Below are 19,934 nucleotides of genomic sequence, written 5' to 3'. Positions count from 1 at the left end.
GTTTTAACGTTCGTATAGTTCTATTGGAACCTGATCAGGATCAAAAAAGAATGTAAAGCGTTTATTTGTTAACTCGTCTATTCTGATCCCTTCATGTGATACACCTGCTTTTTCGAGCTTATTTAATTCTAGGTCGAGATTATCGACTTCAAATGCAAGATGTCTTAAACCGGCCGCTTCTGGAAAGCTAAGCCGATTGGGTGGTGATGGGAACGAAAAAAGTTCTATAATGTAATGATCATTGAGTTTGAGATCCAGTTTGTAGGAATCACGTTCCACACGATAGTATTCTCTAGCAATCTCTAGCCCCAGTATATCAGTATAGAATTTCTTTGAACGCTCATAGTTGCTACAGATAATGGCGATATGATGTATCTTGTTGAGGTTTAATTTCATTTTTAATCTTATCTCATTGTATTTGTTATACGAGGTTGTTCCTTAATGATATGGAGCATATACAGCTATTTTTACAATTTTTCATCTTATTTTGCTCTTTCATATTGTTTAGGCCAGGGGATGTCAGCATCTAATTCTTTGGCAAAATGTAATGGAAGATGTGGGTCATCAAGAAATCCCCGTGCGATTAAGATTAAATCTGCTTGCTTTTGTGCGATGATCTCGGCCGCTTGAATAGCTGTTTTGATTAAACCTACTGTGGCAACGTTATTCTTGGTATGTTCCTTAATCGCAATGGCGAAAGGGAGCTGATATGCTGGCCCGATATCTATTTTTTGATAGGAGACCAAGCCTCCGCTCGACACATCAATTAGATCTACCCCCAATGTATACAGTAGTTGTGATAAGGCTATAGACTGCTGTAAATCCCAGCCTGCTTCGGCCCAATCCGTTGCGGAAATACGTACCCATAAACTTTGGCTTGTTATTTCTTGTTTTACTCTTTTCACAATTTCAATAAGAAAACGTATCCTATTTTCAAAGGTCCCACCGAAAGAGTCTGTCCGTAAGTTGCTCAGTGGTGAAAGAAATTGATGGATCAGATACCCATGCGCAGCGTGGAGTTCAATAATTTCATAACCAGCTTGTATTGCTCTTTTCGTTGCTGTTCCGAATTGTTCAATCAGATTCTCAATGGTGTCTACATCAAGTTCCTGTGGTTCATAATCTCCAGCATGGAAAGGTATCGGAGATGGGGCGACTGTTTGCCATCCCTGCGGATCTGTCGGCGAAAATTGATTCCGCCCCAACCAGGGTTTATTACTGCTTGCTTTGCGGCCTGCATGAGCAAGTTGTATGCCCGGTATGGAATCATTTTCTTTAATGAACTCGGTTATTTCTTTTAATTTTTCGATATGCTGGTCGTCCCATAAACCAAGGTCTCCATCACTGATTCGACCTTCAGGACTAACTGCGGTTGCTTCTTGTATTACTGCTGCAGCTCCACCGATTGCAAATTGGCCCAAATGGACCAAATGCCAGTTATTAGCAAAACCATCCTTTGCGGAGTACTGGCACATCGGAGATACGACCAAACGATTTTTAAATTGCAGTTTTCCAATATTTACTGATGAAAATAATTGACTCATAATTGCTTGTTTATAGAAGGCAGGAGCAAGGAATACTCCTGCCATGATCAATTCTTTGTTTTGTAGAGAGAGGCCGTCAAAAGCCTTTATTTAAATCCTTGCGAACCGTGGTTCAACTGTTAAGGATTTGTAGACCATAAAGATGCTGATTTTAGCATTGCTCTTCTTGGCAGTTTTAAATTGGCAACCACCAACTCCGCGAAATCTTCAGGTTGGAGAACTTTCTCCGGATCGCCATCGGTGAGTCCAAGATCTTTGGACATATCTGAGGCAATCGTACTTGGCATTAGCGTACATACACGGATATTGTTTTTTCGTACTTCCCGCATTAAAGAATCGGCGAAACCGATGACGCCAAACTTTGAGGCACTATAAGCGGAAGTGGTGGCGGCGCCATTTAATCCGGCTGTCGAAGATACCATAATGATATCGCCTTGATTCTTTTCAATCAGTTGTGGAAGGATAGCTTTTGTAACAAAGTATGTACCCAAGAGATTTGTCTGAATGATCGATGTCCAATCGGCAACGTCCATATCGAGCACAGCGGAAAATGATGCCACTCCAGCATTGTTAATTAATATATCAAAGCTACCGAAAGTGTTTTTCAATTGCTCGATCTCCTGCTGTACAGCACTATAATTTGATACGTCAAAGACGGCATAAGTGACCTCAGTGCCTAGCTCGGCAAGTTCCGCGACAGTATCCTTCAAAGCAGCTTCATTTCTCCCGGTAATTGCGATATGAACACCTTCTTTCGCTAATGCATAGGCCACCGCCTTTCCTAATCCCCGCGCACCACCTGTAATTAAGGCTCTTTTTCCTGTTATATTTTCCATAACATAAAAATAGGTATGATCTTTTTTATTCGTGTCAGATGAACCTCAAAAAGGCAACTTATTTTGCCTTTTTGAGGATATTTTCGATAATAGGGTAAGTGTTGTTCCGTATGTCTTCAAATTGGTCCACATGACGCCATTCCGCTTTTGTAATATCTTCTGCGGTTTGTGGAATCAATTTAGGGACTTTGTTGACGCCCATTTCGTACCAGTTTGTTGCTTTAAGGACAAATTCTCCGTTTCGCAAAAAATAGGTGTGGTACGATGTGGTAATTTTCTTTCCTAAGTAGTTGATTTTGATACCACATTCCTCTTCGACTTCGCGTACAGCTGCTTCCCGCATTTTTTCATTGTCTTCCACTTTACCCTTAGGAAGATCCCATTTTCCTAGTCGGTAGATAAAAAGATAATCCCCATCTCCGTTTTTGACCAATCCACCAGCTGCTTTGATGATCTTAATTTTGTTTTTCAAGTTTTGAAATACGGTTTCAAAATCCTTATTGATGTAGAGATATGTTTTAGGAACTTTATCAATTTCAGATTGTTTGAAAAGTTTTTGGAGGTCAATCTCTTGAAAACTAATAGTTTGTGGGTTTTTGGTTTTCGATGGAACAAAATCTGCTAAAATTAGCACGGTTTCGTTCATATAAATTTTATAAATTTGCGCCATGAATAATTTAAATGAGGTTGAACAAAAAGTTGCTGAATCCTTATTGCAAATTAAAGCAATAAAATTGCAACCTAAAAGTCCTTTTACATGGGCGTCGGGTTGGAAGTCTCCAATTTACTGTGATAACCGTATCACTTTATCTCATCCTGCGATTCGTACATACATTCGTCAAAAGCTTTCTAAGCTTATTCAAGAAGAGTTTGGATCAGTGGATATGATTTCTGGAGTTGCTACGGCAGGTATTCCACAAGGCGTTTTGGTAGCACAGGATTTGGGACTACCATTTTCTTATGTTAGAAGCTCAGCTAAGGACCATGGTCGTCAGAATTTAATTGAAGGTGAAGTAGTTAGCGGTCAACGTGTAGTTGTAATTGAGGATCTAATTTCGACAGGTAAGAGTAGTTTAGTGGCTGTAAAGGCATTACGTGAGGCTGGCTGCAATGTTGTTGGGTTGGTGTCTATTTTTACTTATGGATTGCAACAAGCTACTGATAATTTTGCCGATGCAAAATGTCCTTATTTCAGTTTATGTAATTATGATGCTTTGATTCAGGTCGCTGCTGAAAATAGTTATGTATTGGAAGAGGATATTGAGATTTTGAAAAAGTGGCGATTGAACCCTGCAACTTGGGGAGATAATTTTTAATAAAAAAGATTAATTTATCGTTATGACTACTATTCAGAACACAACAGAAATCAACAAAAATGTCAGCGAGGTGTATGCATTTTTGGCGGATCTCAACAATCATGAACAGTTGATGCCGGAAAATATCTACAATTGGTCATCGACTACGGACGAAGCTCGATTTACAATACAGAATATGGCAAAATTGGCCCTTAAGGTAGAAGAGCGTAGTGAGCATCAATTCATTAAGTTGGTTCCTTCGGAGAAGGCGCCTTTTGAGGTTACTCTTCGTTGGGAATTGCAAGTTGTTGCTGATACGGTGACAAAGGCAACCTTTGTTATAGATGCTGATCTTAACATGATGATGAAGATGATCGCTTCTGGACCACTTCAAAAATTAGTTGATTTTCAGGTCAACAAATTAAAAGAAAAGTTAGGATAGGTTGTTCATAACGGATATAAAAAAAGCTCGATTATTACTAATCGAGCTTTTTTTATGCTAGCCTTTCATTGACTTTTTTCCAATTCACAACATTCCACCAATTTTTAATATAATCAGCTCTTTTGTTTTGATAGTGCAGGTAATAAGCGTGCTCCCATACATCGAGGCCTAAAACGGGGATACCTTTTACCTCTGCAACATCCATTAAAGGGTTGTCTTGGTTTGGAGTAGAGGTAATTTTTAAGTTACCTGAATCATCCAAAATCAACCAGGCCCATCCCGAACCGAATCGTGAGGTTGCTGCTGCGGCAAATTGTTCTTTGAATTTATCTAAAGAACCAAATGTCTTATTGATCATGGTCAATAATTTTTCAGAGGGCTGACTCGGCTTATCGGACAGACTTTCCCAAAAAAAGTTATGGTTCCAAGCTCCACCAGCGTTATTCCTTGCTTTAGGAGAGTACTTAGATATGTTTGCTAGAAGTTGCTCCTCTGAGGCTTCTTTGATATTTTCAGCAAGAATGGCTTCGTTAACGGCGTTAATATAGGCTATATGGTGCCTTGTATAATGGATTTCCATTGTCAACGCATCAATATTAGGCTCCAAAGCGACATAACTGAAAGGTAATTTTACTTGAGAAAACTTTAAGGTAGCGGCATTTAATTCAGTAGCTTTCGCGGAAGCAATATCTTGTAATATTGATCCAGATACAGCGATGCCAAGTGTGGCTTTTGCTGCATTTTGAAGGAAGTTTCTGCGTGTTTGCATATAATCTTATTGTGATTAGTTTTGATATAAATATAACGTGAAATTTTACAAATATTGTGCAAGAATTGTCTGTTAATTGTAATACAACAAAATTGTTATAAATTCATCTTTTAGGGTGGTATATATTGTTTTGAATTTTGGTTTACGGCATTTACGTAACATATAATTTGCATTCTTTTAAGAACGCTTCAAGGCAGTCTTAGGGCAGGGTAACTAGAGAATTATAATTGTTTATAAAGTCAAATTTAGCTAAGTTTGATTTATGTATACATTAAGGATTTCAAAAATTATCCCCCAACCTAATAATAACATTACTTTTCAGCTTGAGTCTATAGCAGGAGACTATCCTCCCTATAAAGCTGGGCAGTTTATTACACTTTCTTTTGTGTTTGGTGATCGTGAGGTACGTCGTTCTTATTCTTTTAATAGTTCGCCCGATAATAATGAGCCTTTGAGTATCACTGTTAAGCGTGTCGAAAATGGGGAAATATCCCGACTGCTCCACCATACTATTGTGGAGGGGGATATCGTGAATGCAATGGAACCTCAGGGTTTATTTGTATATGAACCCGAACCGGAAAAGGTTCGGACCTTGTTTTTGTTTGCTGCAGGAATTGGCATTACACCCTTGTATGCTATTCTGAAAACAGCGCTTCTTGCTGAAAGTAAGTCCAAAATAGTGTTGATTTACAGTAATAGTACGCTGGAGTTAACACCGTTCCGATCGGAACTGGAGCACTGGGCAGATCAATTTCCTGATCGCTTAACTATTGTGTGGATTTACTCCAATAGTAAATACTTGATGAAAGCCAGGCTAAATAGAGATTATATACATGCTATTGTTAACGATCATTTGTTTGGAAATAAGGAAGATGCTTTGTTTTATACTTGCGGTCCTGTGATTTATATGGACTTATGTCGTTTTACACTTTTGGGGATGGGGTTTGATTCCAATCAGATTAAACGAGAGACTTTTCTATTGCCCGAAAATGAAGAAGATGATGATGATGAGACCGAAAAGGAAGTCGATAGAACAACCTATGCCATCGAACTATCTTTTCAAGGTAAAACTTATCATCTAGAGGTTCCCTACAATAAATCTATTTTAGATATAGGGCTGGAGCATAAAATTAAGTTGCCTTATTCTTGTAAATCCGGTATGTGTAGTACGTGTATTTCGCAGTGTACAAGGGGGAAAGTAAGAATGGACTATAATGAGGTGTTAACAGACCGCGAAGTTGAACAGGGAAGAATACTGTTGTGCACGGGGCATCCGGTAGAAATGAATACCGCTATTGAAGTGCTATAATTGAGCATTCGTATTTAATCCAAAAATATGCTGTTCAGTTATAGGGCGCCAGAAATATTTAAAATTGCATATACAAGTAAATTTATCTAAGTTTGGATATAACCGTTTTATATCTAACTATTATGGGGAAATTACTCTGGAGCCCAACAGAAGAGCAAAAATCTCAATCTGAGATCAATAAGTTTAAACAATATGTCGAGAAGGAGCATGGCTTATTCTTTCCATCCTATCAGGAGCTTTGGGCATGGTCTACGACTGAACTGGCTAGTTTTTGGAAGAGTATAGCCACCTATTTTAATATAAAGTTTCATTCAGGCTTTACAACTATTGTTGATTCGCCAGCAGATGCTACAAGCTTTATCGGAACAAAGTGGTTTGCTGGGGCTACCTTGAATTATGCTGAACACGTATTTCGAAACACAACGGAAAAGCGTCCGGCATTAATCTTTCAATCTGAACAGCAAGTTAAAAGAGAGGTGTCATGGACTGAGTTGGAATCCATGGTTCTCAAACTTCAGGTCTATTTGAAAGAACTAGGGGTACAAAGTGGAGATCGCGTCGCTGGTGTATTAATTAATGGCATTGAGGCTGTTGCGTTATTTTTGGCTGTTAATTCCATTGGTGCTGTTTGGTCCTGTTGTTCGCCCGATTTTGGGGAGGCGAGTATTCAGGATCGTTTTGAGCAGATTGAACCCAAAGTGCTCTTCGCAAATTCCAGTTATTACTATAATGGCCGTCTTTTTGAAAAAGCGGAGAGTATTAAACAGCTTTCTCTGCGGCTACCATCTTTACTGGCTTGTGTTTTGATTGATGACAATATTTGGGAAGAGATTCTGAAAAAGGATCTTACACAGGCTGAGCTCCAATTTACGGAAATGCCTTTTGATGCGCCAATATGGATTTTGTATTCTTCGGGAACTACCGGGAAGCCCAAAGCCATTACACATGGAGTTGGTGGTATGCTGCTGGAACATATGAAAGCACTTGGACTGCATCAAAATGTGCAGGACGGGGATCGATTCATGTGGTATTCCACTACTGGATGGATGATGTGGAATTACGCGCTTTCGGCCCTTTTAATGGGAAATACATTGTGTATCTATGATGGGGCTACGAATTATCCCGATAAATTGAGTTTATGGAAGTTTGCACAGGAAAGCAAGGTGGACCATTTTGGCGTTGGTGCTGCTTATCTCATCTCCTGTCAGGATCAAGATTTAAAATCCTTGGCTTATCAGCCGAAAACAATAGGGTCGACAGGTTCACCACTACCACCGGATGTATTTGAATGGCTAAATGTACAGTTTCCAGAGAGTCAAATTGTCTCGCTAAGTGGTGGTACAGACGTTTGCAGTGCCTTTCTTTCGGGCTGTACATTGCTTGATGTTTATGCAGGGGAGATTCAATGTCGCACCCTAGGAGCTAAGATAGAAGCATTTGATGAGAATGGTCATCATCTTTATGGAGAGGTGGGAGAGCTTGTTATTTTAGCTCCCATGCCCTGTATGCCCATCTATTTTTGGAATGATTTGGCGAATAAAAAATACTTTGATAGTTATTTTGATAAATATAGCGGTGTTTGGAGTCATGGTGATTGGATTAAGATCACTGCACATGATGGCATAATTATGTACGGTCGTTCAGATGCAACGCTGAACCGGGGTGGCGTACGTATCGGTACTGCAGAGATCTATAATGTTTTAAATAGAACCGAAGGGGTCTTGGATAGTTTGGTTATCTGTGTAGATCATGAAAATGGATCATCTGATATGTTGCTTTTTGTTCAATTGGACAATGGTTTATTGAATGATGCGTTAAAAGGGGAAATTAAAAGGGAGCTTCGGCAGCAATATAGTCCGCGACATGTGCCTGACGATATTTTTCAGGTAGCGGCTATTCCTTACACGTTAAGCGGTAAAAAACTGGAGCTGCCTATTAAGAAGATTTTTTCGGGAATGCCTGTAGAAAAAGCGGTCTCAGTAGATATTATGCGGAACAGAGAATCCTTGGCAGACTTTGAAGCGATCAGTAAAATCTGGAGAAGATCTTAAGTATAGTATGCTATAAAAATACCTAATTAGAAAACCCCTCGGATGATGAAGTTTATCGTTTGAGGGGTTTTCTAATTTAATTTTACTCCACTCAAACCTGTATAACACCTACATTATACCGTTCTAGAATAGGCTTTTCGTTGGCCGCTTCAATTCCCATGCTGATGACTTTTCGTGTTTCTTCAGGTGCTATAATTCCATCAACCCATAATCTTGCAGCAGCGTAATACGGACTCAGTTGCTCGTTGTACCGATCTTCGATTGATTTAAGGAGACTGTTTTTTTCTTCTTCATTTATTTCTTGACCCTTGGCTTTTAACGCTGATTCTTGGATTTGAAACAGTGTCTTGCCTGCAGCGGCACCGCTCATGACAGCCATTTGGGCGGTAGGCCAAGCGTAGATTAGTCGTGGGTCATACGCTTTTCCACACATCGCATAGTTTCCAGCGCCATAACTATTTCCAACAATAAAGGTGAATTTTGGGACTACGGAATTGGCCATTGCATTTACCATTTTTGCTCCGTCTTTGATAATCCCCCCTTGTTCTGATCGGCTTCCTACCATAAATCCAGTGACGTCCTGAAAAAATACAAGCGGAATGTTCTGCTGGTTGCAATTCATGATGAATCGCGCTGCCTTATCTGCTGAATCACTATAGATAACCCCGCCCATCTGCATTTCCATTGCGTTGCCGGGTTTCTTGGCTTTGATAATTTCACGTTGATTGGCAACAATGCCGACAGCCCAACCGTCTACACGTGCGAGGGAGCAGACAATTGTTTTTCCATAATCGGGTTTGTATTCCTCTAAAGTGTCTGCATCTACAATTGCATCCAAGATATCCTGCATGCGATAAGGTTTTGTCCTGTCTTCGGGAAGAATCTCTACTATTTTACTCGGATCTGTTTTTGGAGGAAGGCTTTTCTTTCTGTTGAAATTAGCTTTTGTATTTCCACCTATTTTATCGATAACATTTTTTATAGCCTCTAAACAACTTTGGTCGTCGGGAAATTTATTGTCTGTCACGCCGGATATCTCCGAATGGGTAGAAGCTCCGCCGAGTGTTTCAGCATCTACGGTTTCACCTATCGCAGATTTGACCAGGTATGGGCCTGCTAAAAATACAGAGCCTGTTCCTTCGACGATAAAAGCGTAGTCGGACATGATCGGGAGATAAGCACCACCTGCCACGCAGCTTCCCATGATTGCTGCAATTTGAGGGATACCCATGGAAGACATTCGGGCATTGTTACGGAATATGCGGCCAAAGTGTTCTTTATCGGGAAATATTTCATCCTGCATCGGTAAAAATACGCCTGCAGAATCTACCAAATAAATAATTGGAAGATTGTTTTCCATGGCAATTTCCTGTGCACGTAAATTTTTCTTGGCAGAAATAGGGAACCAGGCTCCTGCTTTTACGGTTGCATCGTTAGAGACGATGACACATAGCTTGGATTTTAAATAGCCCAGTACCGCTGCACAGCCTGCATTTGTGCATCCACCATGTTCTTTATACATTCCTTCGCCGGCAAACATGCCTATTTCCAGATATTCTCGGTCTGGGTCCAGTAGATATTCTATTCGTTCCCAGGCTGACATTTTGCCCTTTTCTTTCAGTTTTTTTATTTTATCGATGCCACCACCTAGTTTTAAATTTTCTCTTTTTTGGCGAAGTAATGCGAGTAGCTCCTTCATAATTTATAATCTTGGTTTTAAAAAGCTGTTGAATTAAGAATTTCTTATTTTTAGATAAATTTAAAATAAAATTTTAAAATATTTGCAATTTTATTCCTAAATATTTTGATATATTTGAATTGAATTACCGATTGTAAATTTAATATTCATGCTTATGTTTATTGAAAATAAACAACAAATGGATATGATCAGACAAAGTGCGCGAGATTTTGCACAGTATCATATCAAACCTCATGTGATGGAATGGGACGAAGCCCAAATATTTCCAATAGAAGTTTTTAAAAAGTTAGGCGAGCACGGTTTCATGGGTGTGATCGTTCCTGAAGAATATGGTGGATCGGGACTCGGATACCAGGAGTATATTACCGTTTTGGATGAGATTTCCAAGGTGTGTGGCTCAATTGGACTTTCCGTAGCGGCGCATAATTCGTTATGTACAAATCATATATTAAGCTTTGCCAGTGAAGAACAGAAGAAACGTTATCTTCCAAAGTTGGCGACTGCTGAATGGATCGGTGCCTGGGGACTTACAGAGACAGGTTCTGGTTCGGACGCCGGTGGAATGACGACATTTGCTGAGCGAGATGGTGATCACTACGTGTTAAATGGTTCTAAAAATTTTATCACGCATGCCATCAGTTCTAGTGTTGCTGTCGTTATTGCGCGGACGGGGGCTAAGGGAGATAAAAAAGGGATGTCAGCTTTTATTGTTGAGAAAGGTACACCTGGATTTACCGCAGGAAAGAAAGAAAATAAATTGGGGATGCGCGCCTCAGAAACTGCCTGTCTGTTTTTTGATAATTGTCGGATTCATCGGGATCAACTCATCGGTGAAGAAGGGCAGGGCTTTGTGCAGGCTTTAAAACTATTGGATGGCGGACGTATTTCTATTGCGGCACTTTCTTTGGGTATTGCACGCGGAGCTTACGAGTGCGCGTTGAAATATGCACACGAGCGTGAGCAGTTTGGGAAAAAGATTTACGAATTTCAGGCGGTTTCTTTTGCGCTTGCAGATATGGCTACGCAAGTAGAAGCCAGTGAACTGTTGACGAGGCAGGCGGGCTATTTAAAGGATCATGGAGATCGTGTTTCTAAAATTGGTGCGATGGCTAAACTTTATGCGTCAGAGGCTGCCGTTAGTGTCTCGAATGAATCTGTGCAAATCTTTGGTGGTTATGGATTTACAAAGGACTATCCTGCCGAGAAGTTTTTTAGAGATGCCAAGTTATGTACAATAGGTGAAGGGACTTCAAGCATTCAGAAAATGGTGATCGCTAGAGAGATTGAGAAAGATATTTTATAGCATATTATGAGGGATCAAGTTGTATTGGTTGATTGCCCAAGAGACGCTGTTCAAGGGCTTCATAACTTTATTGAGACAGATAAGAAAATAAAACATATCAATACGTTAATCGAAAGTGGGCTGTTTGATGTTATTGATTTTGGATCTTTCGTTTCGCCGAAAGCAGTTCCGCAGTTGGCGGATACAAAAGCAGTACTGGAAGGAATCAGAACGAATGAGCATGTGAAGTTATTGGCGATTGTTGCCAATCTTCGGGGTGCGCAGGAGGCGGTTCTAGAGGAAAAAATCGACTTTATAGGGTATCCATTTTCAATATCGGAAACATTTCAATTGCGAAATACCAATATGGGCTTGGCGGCTTCTTATCAGCAGGTAAAAGAAATGAAAGCTTTGGCCGACTCGCAGCATAAATCTCTAGTCGTTTATATTAGCATGGCTTTTGGAAACCCATACAGTGACCCTTGGTCCCCGCTTTTGGTAGAAGAGTGGATTGGAAAATTAGGCGATCTTGGCATTCTGGAATTTTCTTTGGCAGACACAACTTCAGAAGCCGATGCAAATCAGATTTCAGAATTATTTAGTTTTGTTAAAACTCGTTTTCCAACACTGGAAGTAGGTGCGCATTTTCATGCAAGGCGAGAGGAAAGTCTTGCAAAGATTGAAGCAGCTTACCTTGCGGGGTGCCGTAAATTTGAAGGCGCATTGCTCGGTTATGGCGGCTGTCCATTTGCAAAAGATGATTTGGTTGGTAATATACCTTCAGAGCTGTTGTTGCATTATTTTGGACGAGGGACTGATGCTGAAATAATCGGATTGGAGCATAGCTTCAGACAAATGATTTTGTAGATGGAAAAACTGAATTTTATTAAAGTGCATGTTGAGGGGCATGTGTTAAACTTGACCTTAGCCCGTTCGGATAAAAGAAATGCTTTTAGTCCGACAATGGTGAGCGAAATAGCCTATGTATTGAATCTGGCGAATAGCAATCCTGATGTTTGGTTAATACAAATAGAGGCTGAAGGTCCGGTGTTTTGCGCCGGTATGGATCTTAAAGCTTTTGAGGATCCTACATTGGATATTGGTAATCCGGCAATTCCTAAGGTTGAAAAGTCACTGGCGGAGATATTTGCCTGTTTAGATAAGCCTTCAATCTGTGTTGTTAGGGGAGATGTTATTGCAGGTGGTTTCTTGATAGCATTATCCTGTACGTATTTGTTTGCCCTCCCTCAGGTACGTTTTTCTTTGCCTGAAGTGAAAATTGGGCTCTTTCCATTTCAGGTGTTAGCGTTGCTTACAGAATACATGCCTGAAAGAAAAGCGATGGATCTCTGTATCAGCGGTCGGTCTTTTTCTGCGGAGGAGGCTTTGGAAAAGGAAATCTTGTATGGCATGCTGGATCCCGAAGAAACAGTATTGACAGAATTGAAAAGGACGATTCTGGAAAATGCTCCCTTGGCTATATCACGGGGATTTGTAGCACTGCGAAAATTAAAAGAGCAAGATTATGATGAAAAGTATAACTTTCTATTGGAGAGCTTGGCAGATTTGCGTAAAACCAATGATTTCAAAGAGGGAATGGATGCAATGCGAAATAAAAGAAAAGCCAACTGGCAAAATAGCTAATTAAAATGATCGAAAACTAGGTCTGCTTGTCAGCGGCGAGAATTCCCAGGGAATGGAGCTAAGAGCGATCAGGAGAGCTAGTCCAAACCAGATTAATAATATTTTAAAACGTCGATCGTTTGTATCGGCGTTTTTGCTTTTAAGGGCACCTAATGTTAAGCAGATTGCGGCAATAATCATCATGCTACTGTGCTCCATGCCAAAGAAGCGAATTTGCCTGAGGTGAACAGCCTCGTCGAAATGTTGCAGGAAGTACTGTGTGATGGGGCTCAGTACATAGAGGCTAAAACCTAAAACTAGCTGAATATAAAAAGAAATAACCGTAGTTTTTACAAGAAATTGATCGGTAGGGGAGAATGGAAGTCTCTTTTTTCTTTTGTAAAAAAAGTTCACGAGACTAAAAGTTAGTACAATCAGTACCTCCCATCTCCATAAAGAATGCATCGCTAGAATGAAAGGATAAATGTGATTCATCATACCAGACAAAGATGGTAATAAAATAGATTTAAAGCTATTTTAAGCAATAGCATCGCCTAAATAAAAGGCAGTTTTTTATCAGTTGACTAATCTGTTGTTCAAGGGGTGTCATATTTATGTGTATTTATTGTTTATGTAAGTTTTTTATTGTTTTGATTATTAGTCTGTTTTGTGTTTTGTTTAACTCTTGGTTAATACTGCTGTTGCGTGTAATTTGGTATTTGTCGGTCAGATGGAGAATAACGATTAACTGGTCCAAATAGACAGCTCAAATGATTGCAAGAACAAAGGTGTTTCCTATTGAACAATCAATACTGCTCTTGTGTGTTTTATTTTTGGCTGTTTTTAGCCTCTCTGAGGTGGTATTTATCCTTTTCAAGGGGTTTGTATGGTTTTGATTTATTTCGTGCTTAGAATGGGGGTTATTTTAGTTTTGGCGGATAGTTATAATTTGCTCAGTTTTTTAACACGGATAACGTATGTCGTTAACGTTGCGTTTTGTTTATTACGAATTTCATAATTTATTTAAATAACTATTTGTTTGTCAATTTATTATGTTTATTACGTAAATTTAGCGTTTATGTTATCCTATGCGCGATTGGCGGTATTAAAATAAATTAATGCCTGAGCGTAAGCAAAGCTCTGCCTGTGTTTTTTTTAAAATATTTTTGGAATTATATAAAATTCGTTTCTATATTGGTGTATTAATTAAATAATACAGTAGTATGGTTACTATCCAAAATCTAAATTTCAGCTATAGTAAATCAAGGCCACTCTTTCTTCATATGGATCTTGAATTGAAGCAGGGGCATATCTATGGCTTATTGGGGAAGAATGGTGCTGGCAAATCGACTTTGCTTAAGAATATCGCCGGTTTGGTATATCCTGTTTCGGGGCGAGTTGATGTGCTGGGGCATAACCCTAATCGAAGGGAGCCCTCCTTATTAAGGGAGATTAGTTTTATTCCGGAAGAGTTTTATCTCCCTGCCGTAAAATCAGAACAGTTTCTGAAAGCTAATGCAGGGTTCTACCCCAACTTCGATCAGGTATATTTTGATCAGCTTATTCGTGAGTTCGATATTCCCATTGAGCAAAAATTAGCAAACATGAGTTATGGACAGAAAAAGAAATATATTATTTCTTTCGGTTTAGCTTCTAACACAAAAGTGATCATCATGGATGAGCCAACGAATGGTTTGGATATTCCTTCTAAGGTTCAGTTTCGAAAGATCATGGCTTCTGCCATTACTGACGATCGATGTGTGATTATCTCCACACATCAGGTGCGTGATCTGGATAATCTTATTGATGCTGTTATTCTACTTGATGATCATAAGGTCGCACTCAACGCTCCGATGCATGTGATTACGGATCGTTTATACTTTAAAAAAGTAAGAGAGTTGCCTTTGGATACACTCTATTCCGAAGAAGGGGTGGGCGGTTTTAATGTTATTCTCCCAAACCCGGCGGTAGAAGATTCGAAACTGGATTTGGAGTTGCTATTTAATGCAGTGTTACAGTGCAAGGAAAAAATTACGGACCTTATTAAACATGATGAATATGTCAAATCTATTTAATGCTACGCGTTTTGTTGGACTGATTCGAAGACAATGGATTGGTTTTGGACGGATTTATCTGATGTCAATAGGGATTATTGCTGGGGTAATTTTTGGTTTTTATGCAGTTAATTTGGGATCAAATTATGATGATATCAAAAAGAATACTGTTTATTCGTTGCTAAATTTCAGAGCACCGTTGTTTTGTATCTTGGGACTCTTTTTTGTAACGGTTATCTCGAGCAGTTATTTTGCTGACCTAGGGAAAAAGACCCGGGCGATTTTTGAGCTGATGATTCCTGCTTCACAATTGGAAAAGTTTCTGGTCAGCTTATTCTATACGGTTGTCGTGAGTATTGGTTCATATTTATTGGTCTTTTATTTGATCGATTTGGCATTTGTTTCTTATTTGAGGAGCGTTGGTTCTGTTGTTTTAAATGAAGCACAGCCATCAGGAGAGGTGGTTAGTGTGGATTTATGGCAGTACTTTTTCAAGGTTCAATACCCTGAACCAGCTTATTATTTTTGTTTTGTACCAATTCTTCTGAATGCAATTTTCTTACTTGGTGGGATCGTCTACCAAAACTATCAATATGTCAAGACGGCTATTTTTCTTGTGCTCTACTGTGTTGTTTGGGTGTGTCTTTTTGTTTACTTAATGAAAACTCAGACCCAGGATACCGTAAGTACAATGGATCATAATTATTGGTCTGATTCAAATCACATTTTTGCGTTGATCAGCGCTGTCGGAGTGTTGCTTACCATAATGATTTGGGCAGTTGCTTTTTTAAGATTAAAAGAAAAGGAGATTTAATATGGAGTTCAGCGCAAATAAAGCCATTTACCTCCAGATTGCTGAGTACGTATGTGATCATATTTTGCTAGCGACCTGGAAAGTGGATGAAAAACTCCCCTCGGTAAGGGAATTGGCCGTTCAGATGGAGGTCAACCCCAATACTGTTATGCGGACCTACGATATGTTGCAGCAGAAAGAAATTATAGCCAATAAGCGTGGGATTGGTTTTTTTCTGACAGAAGATTCAGTGAAGAATGTGAAGTTGTATAGAAAGGCAATTTTTCTAGAAGAAGATCTTCCTTTATTTTTTCGTAATATTTATTTATTGGAAATTGGTCTGGATGAGTTAGAACAACGTTATAAACGGTTTGTTAGTCAGAATTTTAATCAAAATGAGTCATGAAATTAAGTACAAAAATAATAATGGGATTAGCAATAGGCTTATTCGCGGTTCCGATGCTTGTCGCATCGTACCTTGTTCGTATAAATCGAGTGGATGCGAAAAAGTATCATGCTGATGTGGAGCAGGAGGTCTCTAAACCGGTTGCAAAGGATGTTTATTATCGCTCGTTTCCCTTGGCTGCTTTCGATAAGCTTTATATTTCAGGTGCCAAAGCAAGCGGTATAGGTTTATATTGGGTGAAGAGCGATAAGTTTATGGTTAAGGTTAATAAAAGTCAGGCCGACTTTGTGAAAGCGAATGTCGATCAATCTGGCAATCTTACCTTAGATCTTTTATCGGGAGGAGAGGGGTTTTATAAGTCAATTTATATTTTTTCACCTGATCTTAAGGTTTTAAAATTAAAAAATGCGGGTATTAACGAGTTATCCGCCAAGTTGAACGAGTTGACTGTTGTAGGTGATAGCGTTGAGGTATTTTCCCTTGCGGAAAAATCCGTTATAAATACATTGAACCTGAACCTGACAAATTCCACTATTGATGATCTTGGAGGGACGGACAGTAAGGGGAATTCTCTTGTCGGTCGTTTATTTGTAAACACGACGAATAGTGTTTTGGGGCTTCCGCGTACGAATTATCAAAGTGCAGATATTGTTGCAAATAATTCAGAAGTATATTTCAATAGGAAAGGACCTGAGGCCAAAGTTGGTCTTCTGAATATTAAAACTGAAGGGAAATCATCTGTCCGTTTAGATAGTTTGCAATGGGGAACATTGAACGGGAATCTATCCAATGATACTAAAATAGATTTGCCCGTCCATGCATTACGATCATTGATTAAGTAGGGTTTAATTGGTGGATGTTGGGGGCGATCGTTAATAGTAGAGATCGGTATTTTCTGAAAAGGTCAAAATTCCATAGCGGAATTTTGACCTTTTCTTTAAAGGGATGATGTAGATTTTCGGTGTTCGATACTACAGTCCAAAAAAAACGTCTCGAATTCGAAATAATTCTTTTTGTTTTTTTTCTTTAACATCTGCAAGAGCAATTCTACCGATTTTTCTGCCATCAGCTGTGTTGGCTGGGTGATTGTTGTTAAAGATGGGTTGAGACTGTTGGCAAAAGGGGTGTTGCTAAAGCCAATTAAGTTCATGTCATCAGGAATCTTTAACTTCAATTTATTTAATATGTGCAAAACTTTCAGCGATAACGTGTCTGTTGTTGAGAGGAGTGCGTTTGGGGCAGAGGGCCTATTTAATAACGTGCTTATTTTGCTTTCTAGTTCATCATCGATATTGTCTTTGGGACTTGAATAAGAAATTTCTATAATATTTTCTTCTTTAAAGGGTACGCCGGCGTTGAAGAGTGCATCTTTATATCCTTTTATTCGGCTTACATTGCCACCGATGTCTTTACATAGTAAAAGGATAATATTTTCTCTTCTGTTTTTGATCATTTCTTCTGTTGCCTGATAGATGACCTTGTTGTTTTGAATTCCGATTTTGAATGTCTCGAGCTGATGGTTTATGCGATCGAAAATAATAACAGGACAAACCTGCTCCATCATATAAAACAAAAGCGATAAGCTTGAATCATTTTTCACAGGGGAAATGATCACTCCTTCGATATTGCTTTGTATGCAAAGTTCCAGCGCTTCTTTTTCTTTTTTTTCGTCGTTAAAAGTCTGCAATAGGATCAGTTTATAATTCGTTTGCGATAGAATGTGCGAGATCTCTTCGTAGAAATCAAAGAAAAATGAGCTTGAGATAAATGGAACAATGATTGCTAAGGTGTTTGAGCGCCCCGTCTTTAAGCTTTTTGCAGAGAAATTTGGTATATAATTGATTTTCTGCGTAAAATCTAAGATTAGCTTTTTTGTTTCTGCACTTATTTCATGGCTATCGTTTAGTGCTTTGGAAATGGTTCCTGGAGATAGGTTTAACTGTTGGCCAATCTCTTTTAACGTAAATCTCTTCATGTGCTCGATCCTCTTTCATTGATTACAAATGTTCTAGCGTCAATACGATGGTAAGATAGCGCTAGAATTATTCTTGAATTATCGGTTACTATTTTTAATGTATTGAGCCCGTAAATTCTTGAAATTATAAAGATAAGATAAAAAACATGTTTTCAAATGGAGATCAAGAAAAGCGTGGTAATGTGAATTGATGAGATGTTGTTGGTATTCGGGCGAAAGGTGTCCAAAAGTTTGTTAAAAGAGGGGACTGTTATTTGGTGCCACCGAAAAGTTTACTGATAAGCCAAAGGACAAGGGCGACTATAACAACTACAATGAGGATACCCGTCCAAACACCAGCCTTAAATATCCCTTCTATTACGGAGCAGCTTGTAATAAGGAAAAAAGAGGATGACATTATTATGTATGTTAATTGCCTTTTCATCATTTAAATTTTTGTCTGTATAAATAGATACAATTGATAATGAAAATAGTTTTGTGAAAACAGTCCAATATTAGATTATCGGTAAACTATAGGCTGAATGGGGTTGTGCATTGGTTTTGTTGTAGCTTTTCGGTTTTACCGGTAATTTTTTCAGAACAAAAAGAAGTTCCCGTGAGTGTTAAATAATAAAAGCTAATCCTGCGATTAGCTTTTCTTTTGTGATCCCGCTGGGATTGGCTCAGCCCCTCTTTTCCCAATCACAGCCCTGAGCCTCCATTGGATCGAACCCGGCCGACCCTTCTTTCGAATCCTAATCGCTTTAAAACAAGAAAAGCTAATCCTGCGATTAGCTTTTCTTTTGTGATCCCGCTGGGATTCGAACCCAGGACCCATACATTAAAAGTGTATTGCTCTACCAGCTGAGCTACGGAATCCTTTCTGTTTTTGAAAGTGATGCAAAGGTAGAATTTCTTTTGATATATGCCAAATTATTGCGTGCAAATTTTGACAAAAGGCCTTAACTGCTTAATAAATAAACGGATTATTTTTTATCGCGCTTTTTTTGCATGGATTATTCGGTCTGCTCCATTGATGTCTTTTATGAGTTTGACCTGCTCAAATCCTTTTTTGACCATAAGTTCTTTCATTTCTGCACCGAGATATTGATTGATTTCAAAATATAGATCTCCATCTGGAGCTAAATGTTTCAGTGCAAAGGATGAAATAACATCATAAAAAATCAGCGGAGCACTTTCTTCAATGAATAATGCGAGCTCAGGTTCATAAGCCAATACGTTTTGATTCATATGCTGCTTTTCTCCCGGGGTTATATAGGGTGGATTGGATACAATGATATTGTATTGTTGGTCGGAGAAAATGTATTCCCATTCAAATATATCCGCATTGATAAATTGAACCTGAGTTTTTAAATCTCTAGCATTTTCCTGTGCCGTCTTTATCGCCTCTTTTGAGATGTCCATCGTGGTTACTTGGGCATTAATAAGATGCTTTGATAAGATGACAGGGATGCAGCCAGATCCAGTTCCGATATCTATAATTTTTAGGCTTTGAGAAGATTTGTGGTTTTTGATGATCAGATCGACAAGTTCTTCAGTTTCCTGGCGTGGAATGAGGACAGATTCATTGACCTGGAAAACTTCACCATAAAAATCTGCTTTATTGAGTATATACTGTATAGGTCTGTTCTTTTTTAGATCCTGAAGGATGCTAAGTACTTCAGCCTTATCCGCCTCGTTGACGATAGCTGTTTTTCTCAATTGATAATTGGTTCTATTTAACCCAAACTTTTCGGCAACAACCACTAAGAATATAGCTTTTATTTCATCCTCATCATATAACTCCTGAAGCTCATGTTGAAATAATAATTCGAAATCTTGAAGTATTTTCATGTGTCAAAGGTACGATTTTCATA

Annotated in this window: 20 protein-coding genes and 1 tRNA gene; 11 read left to right on the top strand and 10 right to left on the bottom strand. The window is 38.9% G+C overall.

Translation table 11 applies throughout. The features are described from left to right. Positions 1–3 precede the first annotated feature (3 nt). The 4 genes from ACLCDV_RS17120 to ACLCDV_RS17105 form a co-directional block, all read right to left on the bottom strand. Positions 4–396 carry a VOC family protein gene (locus ACLCDV_RS17120; RefSeq protein ID WP_288061501.1) on the bottom strand — a complete coding sequence of 131 codons (393 nt, stop codon included), beginning with the start codon at positions 394–396 and terminating at the stop codon, positions 4–6. Positions 397–482: 86 nt separating this feature from the next. After that, a complete protein-coding gene (locus ACLCDV_RS17115; protein ID WP_411971734.1) occupies positions 483–1,589 on the bottom strand; it encodes an NADH:flavin oxidoreductase/NADH oxidase in 1,107 nt (368 codons plus the stop codon). Between the two features lie 74 nt (positions 1,590–1,663). After that, positions 1,664–2,380, bottom strand: coding sequence for a 3-ketoacyl-ACP reductase (locus ACLCDV_RS17110; protein WP_317665519.1), 717 nt, complete (start codon positions 2,378–2,380; stop codon positions 1,664–1,666). Positions 2,381–2,438: 58 nt separating this feature from the next. Continuing rightward, positions 2,439–3,026, bottom strand: coding sequence for an NUDIX domain-containing protein (locus ACLCDV_RS17105; protein WP_411971733.1), 588 nt, complete (start codon positions 3,024–3,026; stop codon positions 2,439–2,441). Positions 3,027–3,048: 22 nt separating this feature from the next. Between ACLCDV_RS17105 and pyrE the strand changes: the two genes are divergently transcribed. Next, positions 3,049–3,696 carry an orotate phosphoribosyltransferase gene (pyrE, locus tag ACLCDV_RS17100; protein WP_317665521.1) on the top strand — a complete coding sequence of 216 codons (648 nt, stop codon included), beginning with the start codon at positions 3,049–3,051 and terminating at the stop codon, positions 3,694–3,696. A gap of 22 nt (positions 3,697–3,718) precedes the next feature. After that, positions 3,719–4,117, top strand: a complete 399-nt coding sequence (locus ACLCDV_RS17095) for an SRPBCC family protein (RefSeq protein ID WP_317665522.1) — start codon at positions 3,719–3,721, stop codon at positions 4,115–4,117. Between the two features lie 52 nt (positions 4,118–4,169). On the opposite strand, the gene ACLCDV_RS17090 is transcribed toward ACLCDV_RS17095, so the two are convergent. Continuing rightward, positions 4,170–4,886 carry a superoxide dismutase gene (locus ACLCDV_RS17090; protein ID WP_411971732.1) on the bottom strand — a complete coding sequence of 239 codons (717 nt, stop codon included), beginning with the start codon at positions 4,884–4,886 and terminating at the stop codon, positions 4,170–4,172. 262 nt (positions 4,887–5,148) lie between these two features. On the opposite strand from ACLCDV_RS17090, the gene ACLCDV_RS17085 reads away from it, so the two are divergent. Continuing rightward, a complete protein-coding gene (locus ACLCDV_RS17085; RefSeq protein WP_411971731.1) occupies positions 5,149–6,195 on the top strand; it encodes a 2Fe-2S iron-sulfur cluster-binding protein in 1,047 nt (348 codons plus the stop codon). Between the two features lie 122 nt (positions 6,196–6,317). Continuing rightward, entirely contained in the window at positions 6,318–8,246 is a 1,929-nt protein-coding gene (locus tag ACLCDV_RS17080; protein ID WP_411971730.1) for an acetoacetate--CoA ligase, read from the top strand. Between the two features lie 91 nt (positions 8,247–8,337). Here ACLCDV_RS17080 and ACLCDV_RS17075 read toward each other — a convergent pair whose 3' ends face one another. Next, on the bottom strand, positions 8,338–9,945 hold the full coding sequence (locus ACLCDV_RS17075; RefSeq protein ID WP_411971729.1) for an acyl-CoA carboxylase subunit beta: 1,608 nt from the start codon (positions 9,943–9,945) through the stop codon (positions 8,338–8,340). Between the two features lie 154 nt (positions 9,946–10,099). Here ACLCDV_RS17075 and ACLCDV_RS17070 point away from each other — a divergent pair, with 154 nt between their 5' ends. From ACLCDV_RS17070 to ACLCDV_RS17060, 3 genes are read left to right on the top strand one after another with little or no spacing between them, the layout of a single operon-like run. Beyond that, on the top strand, positions 10,100–11,248 hold the full coding sequence (locus tag ACLCDV_RS17070; protein WP_317665526.1) for an acyl-CoA dehydrogenase family protein: 1,149 nt from the start codon (positions 10,100–10,102) through the stop codon (positions 11,246–11,248). Positions 11,249–11,254: 6 nt separating this feature from the next. Next, the gene (locus ACLCDV_RS17065) at positions 11,255–12,094 is read left to right on the top strand and encodes a hydroxymethylglutaryl-CoA lyase (protein ID WP_411971728.1); all 840 of its coding nucleotides are present in this window, start codon (positions 11,255–11,257) and stop codon (positions 12,092–12,094) included. Continuing rightward, positions 12,095–12,871: an enoyl-CoA hydratase/isomerase family protein gene (locus tag ACLCDV_RS17060; protein ID WP_411971727.1), complete on the top strand. Its 777-nt coding sequence runs from the start codon at positions 12,095–12,097 to the stop codon at positions 12,869–12,871. Here the strand turns inward: ACLCDV_RS17060 and ACLCDV_RS17055 are convergent, their stop codons facing one another. Continuing rightward, positions 12,872–13,348, bottom strand: coding sequence for a hypothetical protein (locus ACLCDV_RS17055; RefSeq protein ID WP_317665529.1), 477 nt, complete (start codon positions 13,346–13,348; stop codon positions 12,872–12,874). A gap of 725 nt (positions 13,349–14,073) precedes the next feature. Here ACLCDV_RS17055 and ACLCDV_RS17050 point away from each other — a divergent pair. The 4 genes from ACLCDV_RS17050 to ACLCDV_RS17035 are packed head-to-tail and all read left to right on the top strand — an operon-like array spanning position 14,074 to position 16,945. Then, positions 14,074–14,925: an ATP-binding cassette domain-containing protein gene (locus tag ACLCDV_RS17050; RefSeq protein WP_411971726.1), complete on the top strand. Its 852-nt coding sequence runs from the start codon at positions 14,074–14,076 to the stop codon at positions 14,923–14,925. Then, on the top strand, positions 14,909–15,718 hold the full coding sequence (locus ACLCDV_RS17045) for a hypothetical protein (RefSeq protein WP_411971725.1): 810 nt from the start codon (positions 14,909–14,911) through the stop codon (positions 15,716–15,718). Before ACLCDV_RS17050 ends, ACLCDV_RS17045 begins: the two co-directional genes overlap by 17 nt. A 1-nt stretch (position 15,719) precedes the next feature. After that, positions 15,720–16,103 carry a GntR family transcriptional regulator gene (locus ACLCDV_RS17040; RefSeq protein WP_317665532.1) on the top strand — a complete coding sequence of 128 codons (384 nt, stop codon included), beginning with the start codon at positions 15,720–15,722 and terminating at the stop codon, positions 16,101–16,103. After that, positions 16,100–16,945 carry a hypothetical protein gene (locus tag ACLCDV_RS17035; protein WP_411971724.1) on the top strand — a complete coding sequence of 282 codons (846 nt, stop codon included), beginning with the start codon at positions 16,100–16,102 and terminating at the stop codon, positions 16,943–16,945. Before ACLCDV_RS17040 ends, ACLCDV_RS17035 begins: the two co-directional genes overlap by 4 nt. 95 nt (positions 16,946–17,040) lie before the next feature. Here the strand turns inward: ACLCDV_RS17035 and ACLCDV_RS17030 are convergent, their stop codons facing one another. The 3 genes from ACLCDV_RS17030 to prmC all read right to left on the bottom strand — a co-directional run bounded on the left by ACLCDV_RS17030 (position 17,041) and on the right by prmC (position 19,911). Continuing rightward, the gene (locus ACLCDV_RS17030) at positions 17,041–18,078 is read right to left on the bottom strand and encodes a LacI family DNA-binding transcriptional regulator (protein ID WP_317665534.1); all 1,038 of its coding nucleotides are present in this window, start codon (positions 18,076–18,078) and stop codon (positions 17,041–17,043) included. Positions 18,079–18,863: 785 nt separating this feature from the next. Continuing rightward, positions 18,864–18,936, bottom strand: a tRNA-Lys gene (locus ACLCDV_RS17025). 114 nt (positions 18,937–19,050) lie between these two features. After that, positions 19,051–19,911 (bottom strand): peptide chain release factor N(5)-glutamine methyltransferase, encoded by an 861-nt coding sequence (prmC, locus tag ACLCDV_RS17020; RefSeq protein WP_317665535.1) that lies wholly within the window; start codon positions 19,909–19,911, stop codon positions 19,051–19,053. Positions 19,912–19,934 lie beyond the last annotated feature (23 nt).

It is taken from the genome of Sphingobacterium sp. Lzh-3 (genome assembly GCF_046764375.1).
Lineage (GTDB): Bacteria > Bacteroidota > Bacteroidia > Sphingobacteriales > Sphingobacteriaceae > Sphingobacterium.
Note: the sequence above shows the minus strand (reverse complement) of the source record. Positions and strands in the feature narration are given on the sequence as shown.